This is a genomic window from uncultured Thiohalocapsa sp. (genome assembly GCF_913063425.1).
Lineage (GTDB): Bacteria > Pseudomonadota > Gammaproteobacteria > Chromatiales > Chromatiaceae > Thiohalocapsa.
Window position 1 is genome coordinate 87,228 of the sequence record NZ_CAJXYK010000018.1, and the last position, 12,079, is coordinate 99,306.

At 63.9% G+C, this 12,079-nt stretch carries 10 protein-coding genes and 1 CRISPR repeat array (1 of these 11 running past the window's edge); of the genes, 6 read left to right on the forward strand and 4 right to left on the reverse strand.

The window, feature by feature from the left end; genetic code table 11:
• Positions 1-1,424: direct repeats of the CRISPR family, unit length 36 nt; unit sequence GTCCGAACGACGCCCCGAATTAGAGGGGGTTACGAC (it extends 699 nt beyond the left edge of the window).
• Positions 1,425-2,039: 615 nt separating this feature from the next.
• Positions 2,040-4,799 (reverse strand): DNA phosphorothioation-associated putative methyltransferase, encoded by a 2,760-nt coding sequence (locus QZ607_RS11950; RefSeq protein ID WP_295882866.1) that lies wholly within the window; start codon positions 4,797-4,799, stop codon positions 2,040-2,042.
• Between the two features lie 151 nt (positions 4,800-4,950).
• On the opposite strand from QZ607_RS11950, the gene QZ607_RS11955 reads away from it, so the two are divergent.
• On the forward strand, positions 4,951-5,154 hold the full coding sequence (locus tag QZ607_RS11955; RefSeq protein ID WP_295882867.1) for a type II toxin-antitoxin system HicB family antitoxin: 204 nt from the start codon (positions 4,951-4,953) through the stop codon (positions 5,152-5,154).
• Entirely contained in the window at positions 5,151-5,357 is a 207-nt protein-coding gene (locus QZ607_RS11960) for a type II toxin-antitoxin system HicA family toxin (protein ID WP_295882868.1), read from the forward strand. Before QZ607_RS11955 ends, QZ607_RS11960 begins: the two co-directional genes overlap by 4 nt.
• 416 nt (positions 5,358-5,773) lie before the next feature.
• Here QZ607_RS11960 and QZ607_RS11965 read toward each other — a convergent pair whose 3' ends face one another.
• From QZ607_RS11965 to dndA, 3 genes are all read right to left on the reverse strand, one after another.
• Positions 5,774-5,968: a hypothetical protein gene (locus QZ607_RS11965; protein WP_295882869.1), complete on the reverse strand. Its 195-nt coding sequence runs from the start codon at positions 5,966-5,968 to the stop codon at positions 5,774-5,776.
• Between the two features lie 313 nt (positions 5,969-6,281).
• Entirely contained in the window at positions 6,282-7,175 is an 894-nt protein-coding gene (locus QZ607_RS11970) for a hypothetical protein (RefSeq protein ID WP_295882870.1), read from the reverse strand.
• 36 nt (positions 7,176-7,211) lie between these two features.
• Positions 7,212-8,345: a cysteine desulfurase DndA gene (dndA, locus tag QZ607_RS11975; protein ID WP_295882871.1), complete on the reverse strand. Its 1,134-nt coding sequence runs from the start codon at positions 8,343-8,345 to the stop codon at positions 7,212-7,214.
• A gap of 221 nt (positions 8,346-8,566) precedes the next feature.
• Between dndA and dndB the strand changes: the two genes are divergently transcribed.
• The 4 genes from dndB to dndC all read left to right on the forward strand — a co-directional run.
• Entirely contained in the window at positions 8,567-9,724 is a 1,158-nt protein-coding gene (dndB, locus tag QZ607_RS11980; protein ID WP_295882872.1) for a DNA sulfur modification protein DndB, read from the forward strand.
• A 5-nt stretch (positions 9,725-9,729) separates the two neighbouring features.
• On the forward strand, positions 9,730-10,206 hold the full coding sequence (locus tag QZ607_RS11985; RefSeq protein ID WP_295882873.1) for a type II toxin-antitoxin system VapC family toxin: 477 nt from the start codon (positions 9,730-9,732) through the stop codon (positions 10,204-10,206).
• Positions 10,207-10,209: 3 nt separating this feature from the next.
• On the forward strand, positions 10,210-10,416 hold the full coding sequence (locus tag QZ607_RS11990) for a hypothetical protein (protein WP_295882874.1): 207 nt from the start codon (positions 10,210-10,212) through the stop codon (positions 10,414-10,416).
• A gap of 73 nt (positions 10,417-10,489) precedes the next feature.
• The coding region (dndC, locus tag QZ607_RS11995) for a DNA phosphorothioation system sulfurtransferase DndC (protein ID WP_295882875.1) at positions 10,490-12,079 on the forward strand (1,590 nt) is incomplete at its 3' end.

The following is a 12,079-nucleotide window of genomic DNA, read 5'->3' on the forward strand; positions in this document are numbered from 1 at the left end:
TCCGAACGACGCCCCGAATTAGAGGGGGTTACGACTCCACATGTAGAACGACCTTTGCGGTAAATACTGGTCCGAACGACGCCCCGAATTAGAGGGGGTTACGACCCGTTGGTCATGGTGCAAGTGTCCTAATGGTTGGTCCGAACGACGCCCCGAATTAGAGGGGGTTACGACAAGTGAATTTTGAGGTAGTTGGTCGGCCGGTTGGTCCGAACGACGCCCCGAATTAGAGGGGGTTACGACCTCGCGAGCAAGAACATCTTTCTCCTGCTCCAGTCCGAACGACGCCCCGAATTAGAGGGGGTTACGACGCGCTAAGGCCGGCGAACATCACGAGATCACCAGCGTCCGAACGACGCCCCGAATTAGAGGGGGTTACGACAAGTCTCAGGCGGCTATTGTGTAGCGTTGTCGTGTCCGAACGACGCCCCGAATTAGAGGGGGTTACGACCCGGAGTTCTTCGGCATCTGCTCGGTGTCACCGGGTCCGAACGACGCCCCGAATTAGAGGGGGTTACGACATGAATCGGAACCCGTAGGCAGCACCGATCTCCAGTCCGAACGACGCCCCGAATTAGAGGGGGTTACGACCACGCCGTGATATGAAGCGCGGCCAGAGGTGCCGTCCGAACGACGCCCCGAATTAGAGGGGGTTACGACGACGGTTATTGATGGCCATCGCCACGTCTTCCGTCCGAACGACGCCCCGAATTAGAGGGGGTTACGACACCTCGAGGAGGTTCATCTCGGTCGGCGGTCCTGTCCGAACGACGCCCCGAATTAGAGGGGGTTACGACCTTGTTACGCACCATACCTCACCTTCGGCGATTTGTCCGAACGACGCCCCGAATTAGAGGGGGTTACGACTCGCGAAGAATAGCGCGTGCAACATCTGCTCGGGTCCGAACGACGCCCCGAATTAGAGGGGGTTACGACGCACCTCACCTGCACACAGGTACGCAATGCAGAGTCCGAACGACGCCCCGAATTAGAGGGGGTTACGACGTCATCTTGCCGTCCGTGTCGTACCCAATTACGATGTCCGAACGACGCCCCGAATTAGAGGGGGTTACGACAAACCTCGAATGACACCATGTCAAGAAACGCCGGTCCGAACGACGCCCCGAATTAGAGGGGGTTACGACGCTCATTCCACGCGAGGTAGATCACTGTTGCAGGGTCCGAACGACGCCCCGAATTAGAGGGGGTTACGACTCTGGCACGTCCCGCATCCGTGCGTCCGTCAGTGGTCCGAACGACGCCCCGAATTAGAGGGGGTTACGACTGCTTGCCGAAAGCAGCCTTGTCGCAGTGCTGCGTCCGAACGACGCCCCGAATTAGAGGGGGTTACGACCGTAGAAGAATGCGTGGATGGTCAGGAGAACCGTGTCCGAACGACGCCACGAATTAGAGCGGTTACGACGTATCAAACAGGCGCGGTCGCTCAGGCGCGGCTTATCCTTAGAAAGCGCGCCAGCTCGCGCCGAGTGGAGCTCGGCGCCCCCAGGGGGTGCTGTGACGGGCGCAATGGCGCGCTCGCTTGGGGGGGTTGAGACGATGCAGACGCGCAGGGGCGCCTGGCGCCCGCAGGGCCGAAGGGTGAGGGCCTCGCGGCAGGGAGCCATCGCCTGGGGGCGCCGAGTTTCACTCGGCGTCGCGCGGAGTTCGGCCGGGAGCCGCCAAAGGCTGCGGCGGTATGCGACCCGGGTTGGCGGACACCATCAGGCGCGGCGGTGAGCCGGCTTCTTCCTCGCTCCCCATGGAACGGCGCTCTGGGCGCCATGCGGACTGATTGATGACGCTTGTGGATGCCTCAGTCTGGATCGGTTATGGCCCCTCGCCCCAACGCCACGACACGGTTTCTCCCATCACGACATTGTGCGCGGCAGGACGGTGAGCCGAGAAGGACGCCGCTGGGTTACCGGTGACTCCTCAGTGAACACGGTAGGGCGGACCTTGATCAGCAATTGGGCGTAGCGCATCCGCGTCCGGGCTTGCGGTGGGTGCGCTTCGCTTATCCGCGCTACCGCTCCTCCGTTTCAGTTGTTTTTGAACCACTTCAAAGTAATCGAATCGGCCAAAAACGCCTCCAGGTCGATCACCCTCGGCACCAGCCGCCCGTTCGGCCCATTGCGCATCAATACGATCTGCCGGCTGTGCTCTGGTCCGTGGCTGACGTGGATCGGCCGGTCCGCACCATAGCAATAGAGCCGGTCGAAGGGCGTGTTGGCGGCCACCCAGCGCGCGACCTCCAGCATGTCCTCGTCCTCGATCAAGAAGTCCACCGCGGCCCCCAAGCGCGGGCAGACGGGGTTGCCCAGGCGATTGCGCTCGTGTGCGGCATGCTGATCCCGCTTCGGATCGATGGGGCCGCCCTGGCGCTCGCGGATGGCGCGGGCCAACGCCGGTGAGCAGAAGCCGTAGCTGAGCCGGATCATGCCGAACCAGTCGATCACGGGGTCGAGCACCTGCTCGGCCAGCGCCAGCAGGGCGTCGTAGCTCTCGATCTGCTCCGGCAGGTTGGCGATGCCGGTGGCCGCTTGGGTCTCACCGCAGGCAATCAGGTCGCCATAGCTGAGGAACCGCCCGCAGGGGTCATCCAGGGCGGGCGTCCAGCGCCCGCGCCGAAGGCTGAAGCCGTCGATGGTCCAGCGGTGCCGGCGCAAGGTCGCGTCCAGCGCTTCCGGCGATGGTCCGAATCCGGACAGGTCGAACAGGCCAAGGCCGTCCAGGGCCTCGTCGAAAGCGAGCTGGTCCGGGTAGCTCGGGTCTTCTTCGTTGAGGAAGCGGGACTTCCAGTACAGATACGGCGCCGGGTAGTCGCCGCCGTAGGCATAGAGCTCGACATCCTGCTCGCGCAGCTTGATCTTCACCCGCTCCAGCATCCGCGGCAGCGGCTGGCCCTGGAAGTCGTCGAAGCGCATGAGGGTGAGCTTGCCGCTGGTGATGTGGATCTTGAGCAGGTCGGCGTTCTGGGTGTCGCCGTAGGCGGCTGAGGCGGCGCCGATGTAGGTCCGCAGCAGCGCGGGCAGGCGCTCGACCAGGGCGGCGCTCAGGGTGAGCGAGCGTGCGTACGGGCGCGAGTCGCCTCGCGCGCCGTCGCCAGGTTCGCCATCGAGTGCCTCCCGTCGGTCGGGCGCATCGGCCTCGGCATCGCGCTGATCAAGCCAGCCCAGGCCGTGCTCCGCGGCCCTGAGGCAGGCCTGTTCAATGGCGTCGACGTCGGCGATCCGCATCAGCTGCGCCAAGCCCTGGGCGCGGGCGGTGGCATAGTCGCCGAAGAAGGCCTTGATGTCGCGCTTCAGCCCCGGCTCCAGGTGCTTGTGGGGCTTGCGGCGGCCGAATTGGTCCAGCGCGAAGTACACCAGCAGGTCATCGCGCCGCGCATCGAAGGAGCGCTCCAGGGCGGCCTTGACTGCGCCCTGCCCCAGCTCGTCGGCCTTGCGCGCGGCGATGAAGCGCAGCGCCTTCGGCACGGAGCCGAAGGCCTCGGTGAGCGCCAGTTGGTCCGGGGTCTCGGTCTTGTCCGGGTCGCGGCCCGCGTCCAGGCGTAGCGCCCATAGGCGCTCCAATATCTCCTGATGTGCCTGGTACTTCTCCTGCGTACGGTCGCGCCTCGGGCGTTCCAGGCGCTCGGCAGCCGGTCTCGGCGGCAGTCGCAGCAGGTTGCGCCGGCCGCGGTAGCGGTTCACCAGCAGCCGCTGCTCGGCGTCCTTGTCGCGGAAGATGTAATGCACGCCGGGGGCGATGGGGATCGCCTCCTCGTCCAGCACCTCCTCCAGGAACGCCTTGATCTCCGCCTGGGTGTAATACTTCTGGAAGGTGCCGCGCCGGGTCATCACGCCATCGCGAAAGCGCTCGCCGCGCGGATCGTTCTGGTTCGACAGCATCACCGACACCACCATCAGGGTGCGCGCCAGCGACCAGGCGCGGGTCAGCGCCTCCAGCCGCTCGTCGAAGTCCTCGATGACGTTGATGACGAAGCCGAGATTCACGATATCCGCGGCCACCACCGGCTCGTCCGGCGCGAAGTACGGGTCCCAGCCCTGCGCCTCGATGCCGTTCTCCCGCAAGCCCCGCAGATCGTCCCCGCGCCCGCAGCCGTAGTCGAACAGGCTGTGGGAGCCATCCAGGAGCCCGTTGCGGGCCAGGCTTTGCACCGGGGCCGAGAAGCCGTAGCGGCTCAGCGCCGTGCGATGCCGCGCCGCCGACCAGCCGGCCGGACCGGTCGCAGGCTCTTGCTCCCGATCCGCGGCCTCGTCAGTGGCGTCGTCGTTGCCGATGGGCACCAGCGCATGGTCCACCAGCCGATAGCCGCGCTCACGCACCAGTTGCTCCCACTGGCGCCGATAGCCGATGCGCCGCGGGTCGTCGAACAGCCCCACCGACTCGCAGGCCGCCGTCAGCTCGGCCCAAGCGGCCCGCCGCGGGTCATCCGCCGCCAGCAGCAGCTCCTTGCGGTGCAGGATGGGCGGGTTCAGCGAATCCGCGTAGGTGCGATGGCTCAGGGTGCCGGCGGCCAGGTCCACCCGCCAGCTCTGCGCGAGCGCCGGGAAGGGCTCGCCGACGAGGCCTGGATAATGCAGCAGCGCCAGCTCCGCGCCATCCGCATCGATGCGGACCAGGTTGAAGTGCTCGCCCCGGCGCACACCGGCCAGGGCCTCGGCCCTGGCGACCGCCGCGAGCAGCGCTTCCGCCTCCGGGCCGTCCGCTGCCCCCGGCAACGCATCGACGTGGAGATAGCGCTTGTTGCCGACGGACTTGCCCGGCACACCAGGGGTTGGGGGTTTGAGCTGCACTCGTTGGCCTCGGGTACACTTGCGGAAGTCTGTGTCCTTTGCGGTTGATGGGGTTAAGCCATGCCCGCAGCACTGCGCAGATGCTCCGGGACAAACTAGAATTCCGCCCCATCCCAATGATCGTTGTCACCCATCACCAGCGCGTGAATCCATGAAACTCAAGGTCATTGTCCACGAGGCAGAAGAAGGCGGCTATTGGGCCGAGGTACCGGCCATTCCTGGTTGCGCGACGCAAGGCGATAGCTTTGAAGAGCTGCTGGCCAATCTCTACGATACCGTCGAGGGCTGTATCGCCGTTGATGTCGACGACGCAACGGTAAATGAGAACGGTCAAGTGCTAGAGATCGCGGTATGAAAGCCGTCAGCGGCAAGCACCTTTGCCAGTTGCTGGAAGAACATGGCTGGATACTCAAGCGCACAACCAGCAGTCAGCACATCCATGCGAAGCCGGGCTACCCCACGCGGATCTCGGTGCCCGTTCACGGCAAATCTGCACTCAAGATCCGTCTGCACCGGCACCTGATGAAGCTCGCGGCGATCGATGAATCGGAGCTATAAATCCCCGATCCTGCACCAAGGCACGGCCCTGCTTTGCAATACCGGCCCGAGCTTTCCCGGCCTGCCGCCCGAGCACCATCGGGCGATCGCGCACCAGTTGCTCCCAATGGCGCCTGTCGCCGATGCGCCTCGGGCCATCGAACCGCCCCACCGACTCCCAGGCCGCCGTGAGCTCAGCCCGGACCTCCCGACGCGGGTCATCCGCGTCGGTACGCACCCAACTCGACGCGGGGAGCGCACCGCTACTGATGTCCTGATCGCCGATGGAGATGGCGTTGCTGTGGTGCGGACGTGAGGTCACCGCGCCCGCGAGGAAGTCGCCGTAGCCATCCGGGTCGGCCAACAGCAATACCGGCCGTCGCTTTGCGGACGACAGGTCGGTGAACGGAAAAGGCACCAGGGCCAAGTCGCCGCGCCTATAGATCATTCCACACCTCATCCTCCGGGTTGTCCCAGACGGCGGCGAGCGATGCCGCTTGGGCGCCCATCAGATCATCCCATTCCGCTCGATCGGTCTTTTCCTTGAGATAACCGATGAAATCCAGTACCTCCCGAGCCTGGGTCTCGGTCAGTGTCTTGATCTGCTCGTATGCCAACTCTGCAACGGTCATGGTCCAGTCCCCGTGTCTTATGTTGAGAATGCCAAGTATGTGTTAGATACCAGATGATCACTGGCCATCCGTTTACACGTGTCGGTGTCGCAACCCGATACCTACCCTTCAGACCAACGCTTGCAATCGGTTCAGGAGTTGCCGGCGCAGCTCCGGCGACAACCGCTCGATCCGTTCCAGAAGATCGTCCAGGCTCAGCTCGTCTAGGCGCGCCGTCAACCCGGCGACGACGGTGCGCTGCCAGCATGCCTCATCGGGCGCAAGCGGACATGGCGTTCAAAGTACCCAAAAGTGAAAGACAGGAGGATACTGCTCAACGCACGTCGTTCTGCTTTGTGACGAAGAAAGTCTCAATTTTCCGGATCAATGCTTCGCTTGAGTCTTCCTCCCGCAGCGCGATGGGGCAAGACTTCCGTACCGCGAGAAATTCATCGACCGGTTCCTCCATGCCGCATTCGAAAAACATCCAGAAGATGTACGTATCACCTCCGTTCCCAAACAACGCGTTCCAATCAAGCGCCCAGAACCGGCAAAACCAGAACTGCTTCCAGCGCTCCACAAGACGGGTTTCTTTGGCCTGAGGATGGTCATAAACGGCGGATTGCTCAAATTGCGCTGTTGACCGATCAAGTGTCCAGCATTCAATCGGTTGTTCATCCTGAAGACCAAACCAGATCATGGGCTCCAGGGGTTCTGATCGCTCATGCCAGGTGACGCTGCCTGCCATTGCCAGCGGCACCGGCCACTGCGACGGGTCGGTAAGAATGGTTCCGTCCTGGCGACGCAAGCCAAATTGCCACGACCCCGCGCACAGAAAGTTGCGAAGCATTGCGATGATTGCAGCACCTACGTCAATGCAGCTTTGCTCGCAATCTTGGCGATGATCGATGGCCTTGCTTGCGATATCGATCGCTTGGCTGGAGACAACAGTGCCGTCGTCCTCAATCCTCTTGACGAAGACCTTGCCGCCGAGATGATGCTGCAAGTAGGACTTGGCATATGCGTACAACTCGGCGTCGATCTCCTCCGTGTTCTCGAAAAAGCCTTGAGCTTTTTGCAGAACGGGATGATGCGCACCGCCTAATGCTTCCGCAACCTCGTCGTCAAGGTGGTCCTCAATAAATTCCAGAATATCAGGGTCTTCGAGCGAATCCACTTGCTCCTCGAATTCAATGCCGCGCGCGTTCGAGTAGATGATGTATTTCATGTTCGGATTTTGTGCGGACTTCGACTGAATCAGTGGCTAAAGCAAGGTCTTGATGCGGTCCGCCACCGCCTTCCAGTCCACCGACGGACTGAGATGGCACCAACTGATGCGTACGCAGCGGTTCGCCTCCTCGTCGCTGAGGCCCATTGCGCGCAGCACATGGCTCGGTGTGTAGCTGCTCGAAGTGCAGGCCGAGCCGTTGGAGATCGCGACCAGGTCTTTCAGGGCGACCATCAGGGCCTCGGAATCCAGGCCGGTGAAGGCAAGGCTCAGCACGTGGTCCATGACCCGCGACTGATCGCCGATCAGCGTCGGGTTGAGCGGCATCAGCGCCTCTAACGCGTGCTCGCGCTGCTGGCGGCACACGGCGATGCGCTCGGCATGATCGCGAACGGCCAGTTCGGCGGCGGCGCCGAGTACGGCGATCAGGGCCACCGGGAGTGTGCCGGGGCGTAGGCCGCGCTCCTGGCCGCCGCCGACCATCAGCGGTTGCAGGGGCGGGCGCTCGTAACCTCGTCGGCGAACCACCAGGGCGCCGACGCCCTTGGGTGCGAACAGCTTGTGACCGCTGATGCTGATCAGGTCGAGCCGCGGGTCGCGCAGTGTGTCCAGGTCCTTGCCGAAGCCTTGGGCGGCGTCGGTGTGCAGGTAGGCCGGGTGCCCGTCCAAGATCCGCGCCAGCTCCGCCAACGGCTGGCGCACACCAGTCTCGTTGTTGACCTGCATGATGGAGACCAGCCAGGTGTCCGGGCGCAAGGCGTCGCGCAGCGCCGCCGGGTCCACCGCCCCTGAGGCATCCACCGCCAGGCGGGTCACCTCGAAGCCCGCCGCCTCCAGCAGCTCCATCGGCTCCAGCACCGCCTTGTGCTCAATGGCGGTGGTGATGAGGTGGCGCCTGCCCTGCTGCTCCGCCGCCTCGCGCAGCCCGAGCAGGGCGAGGTTGTTGCTCTCGGTCGCGCCGCTGGTGAAGATGACCTCATCGCGGCGGGCGCCGACCACCGCGGCGACCTGATCCCGAGCGTGCTCAACGACCTGCTTCGCCCGTGCCCCGAAGGCGTGGGTTCGGCTGCCGGCATTGCCGTACTCCTCCGCGGTCAGGTTCAGCAGCAGCTCGCTGAGCGCAGGCTCCAGCGGCGTGGTGGCGTTGCAGTCGAGGTAGATGGCCGACATGGTTTGGCTCCGAGGACTCCGGCTGAGGTGTGGGTTTACGTTTACACTGTAGCGTTGAAATGCAAAAATAACGAACAGCGAGCTCGGGTTTAACAAACAGCGGCCAGGAGTAGACGTAACACCCTGTTTTGAGAGGCTGTCTTAGGTAGCCCGTCGCTCCCTAGGCGCACCGAATCTCTACACGGCACATCGACGAGCACAGTGCGGCTTGAGCAAGGCCCATGGACACAGAACCGACCCTCAGCTTCCCCGTCATCCGCGGCGTGCAGGCACGCAGGGAATACTACGTCGCCCAGTGGACGTTGCGGATGCTGCGGCAGATCGCGGTGTTCGACGAAGACGACCTGCCGCCGGAGCTGCGCGCCCAGCGGGTGCTGAACCGCGCCCGCATCCCGGAAATCAGCGACTACATCTTGGACAACCCGGACGACTACGTCTTCTCCGCGCTCACCGTCTCCATCGACTCCGAGGTGCACTTCGCGCCGCTCCCTGAGCAGGACCGCCTGGGCATCCTGCACGTGCCGATGGATGCCCGCTTCGTCATCAACGACGGCCAACATCGCCGTGCCGCCATCATCGAGGCCCTGAACCAACGCCCTGAGCTGGCCTCCGAGACCATCGCCGTCGTCTTCTTCTTGGACATCGGTCTGGAGCGCTGCCAGCAGATGTTCGCGGACCTCAACCGCTACGCCATCCGGCCGAGCCGATCGCTCGGCCTGCTCTACGACCATCGCGACGACAAGGCGCGACTGGCGCGGCTGGTGGTTGCCCACTCCGCCGCCTTTCGCGACGTCGTCGACATGGAGCATTCGTCGCTTGCCAAGCGCTCGCGCAAGCTGTTCACCCTCTCCGCGTTTTACAACGCCTGCGCGGACCTCGTCGACGGGCTCGCAACCGGCGACCTGGACGCCGACGCCGCCCGCGCGCGCGCCTACTGGGAGGCGCTGGCGGACATCATTCCGGAATGGACCCGCGTCATTGCTGGCCAAATGGCTGCCAGCGAGGTCCGCGAAGACTACATCCACTCCCACGGCATCGCCTTGCAGGCCCTCGGGAAGGCCGGCAATGCCCTGATCAAGGCAGAGCCGGACGCCTGGCGAACGCACCTAATGGCGGTCGGGGCTATGGACTGGTCGCGCAAGAATGCTGCCCTGTGGGAGGGCCGTGCACTCAGCAGCGGGCGCGTCGTCAAGGGCAACAACAACGTCGTCTTGGTGTGCAACGCCATCAAACAGGCGCTGGGGCTGCCGCTGGACGATGACCAGCAGCGCGTGGAGGACGCCTATCTGCGCGGTGGCGAGCGGAGCACACCCAAGCACGCCACCCAATCCTCCGGGCGGAAGCGTAAACCTGCGCGTGTTGTCGAGGCGGAGGCCTAATCGACATGGCGAGGCCCACCGTCTACATCGAGACATCATTCGTCAGCGTGCTGACCGCCAGACCGTCGCGGGACTTGATGGCAGCGGCGAACCAGGCCGCCAGCGCCGAATGGTGGGACAAGAGACGCGGCGCATTCGACTTGGTCGTGTCAGAGTTTGTCGTCGCAGAGGCGGAGCGGGGCAATCCGGACGCGGCCCGCCGTCGACTCGACCTGATCGCCGGGCTGCCGAGTCTCCGAACGGATGCCCAGGCCGCATCTTTGCAAGCCGCCCTCATCGCCGACGGTGCTATGCCCGAGAGCGCGAGCGTCGACGCCTTCCATATCGCGCTGGCGGCGGTCAATGGCATGAACTACATCCTGACCTGGAATTGCCGCCATATCGCCAACGCGGCCATGCGCCCGCACATCGAGCGCGTCTGTCGCGACCACGGCTTCGAGCCGCCGGTTATCTGCACGCCCATCGAGCTGATGGAGGAGTGAAGCATGAACGAAGACCCCATCCTGGCCGAGGTTCACAGGCTCCGCGAGGAGTATGCCGCATCCCTGAACCACGATGCCGCTGCCATCTATCAAGACATCCTGCGCCGTCAGCGCGAGACCACCCGCAAGCTGGTGCGGTTTGCTCCCCGACCTTCAAGCGTCACGGCAAAGCCAGCCAAGTCGGAATCTGAGCCTGCGACGACGGCCTAAAGGCCGGACTCGCCAGCGGCGCGGCAACGATGACCGTATCCAGTTCACCGGCAAGCCGGAGCACGCCACAGCAATGAACGCCCCCAACACGCCCAATCAGCTCGACCTGCTGTCCTCGGAGACGGCGACGCGCAAGCCGCGGGCCTCCGCCTTCGCCGAACGGGGCTTTCGCGCTACCGTCGAGCAGCTCCAGGCGGAGGTCCGCGAGCTGTACTGCGCCGATGACAGCCCGTGGATCGTCGGCTATTCCGGCGGCAAGGACTCGACCGCGACCCTGCAGCTGGTCTGGTCCGCCATCGCCGAGCTGCCGACGGAGCGCCGCCGCAAGCCCATCCACGTCATCAGCACCGACACCCTGGTGGAAAACCCCATCGTCTCCGCCTGGGTCGAGCGCTCCATTCGCACCATGAAAGAGGCCGCCCACGTCCAAGGCGTGCCCATCGAGCCGCGGATGCTGTGGCCGGAGCTACAAGATCGGTTTTGGGTGAATCTGATCGGGCGGGGGTATCCGGCGCCGAGACATAAGTTCCGTTGGTGCACAGAGCGGCTGAAGATTTTGCCGTCGAACAGGTTTATCTCGAAGATCGTTTCTAAGAACGGACAAGCTATCCTTTGTCTTGGAACTCGAAAGGCAGAGAGTTCCCAGCGCTCGGCAGTGATGCAAAAGCATGAAGTCGGGCGGGTCAGGGATCGCCTGAGCCCCAACTCGAAGTTGCCGGGTTCATGGGTCTACACGCCAATCGAAAGCTGGACCAATGATGATGTTTGGTTCTTCTTAATGCAGGAGGCGAACATTTGGGGTTTCGACAATCGCGAGCTGCTTCAGATGTATGCCGGCGCGTCAGAAGATGGAGAATGCCCTCTCGTGGTGGACGACTCAACGCCGAGCTGCGGGGATTCTCGATTTGGCTGCTGGGTATGCACTATGGTGGAACAGGATCGTTCGATGACCGCGATGATCCAGAATGATGTTGAGAAGGAATGGATGCTGCCGCTGCTGGATCTCCGCAATGCCCTCGATTTCCGCGGTGGCCGGCAAGATGCCCTCGGGAATCCGGACACCGATCGCCACCTGAGAGATTTTCGTCGTATGAATGGTTCGGTGCAGATCATGCAAGGAGGGCGACCGATACCAGGCCCCTATGTGCAGGAGGCCAGGGAGAATTGGCTGCGAATGCTGTTAAAAGCACAGTGTCACATTCGCAAGCATGGGCCGGACGAAGTGCGTGACTTGGAGCTGATTAAGCTCGAAGAGCTACAAGAGATCCGCCGCATCTGGGTCATCGACAAGCATGAGCTGGAGGATCGTCTGCCGGGGATCTACGAAGAGGTTACCGGGGAGCCCTACCCCGGCACCCCGCTGGACGACAACCTGAGCCTCGGCGCCGCGGAGATGGCCCTGCTCCGGGAGCTGTGCGGTGAGGACCGGCTGCACTACGAGCTGACCCGGGAGCTGCTCAGCATCACCCGCCAGCAGCGCAGCTCGGCCCGCCGCGCCCGCCTCAACCAGCGTATCGAGCAGGCCTTCGCCCGCCACTATTTCGACGATGCCGACGACGCCATCGCCCGCGCCAGGGCCAGCGCCGAGGCGCGCAAAGCCTTGGACCAGCGCCGCGCCGGGGTGGGCGGTCCGCCGGACCTGGTCGACGCGGCCATGCCCGCG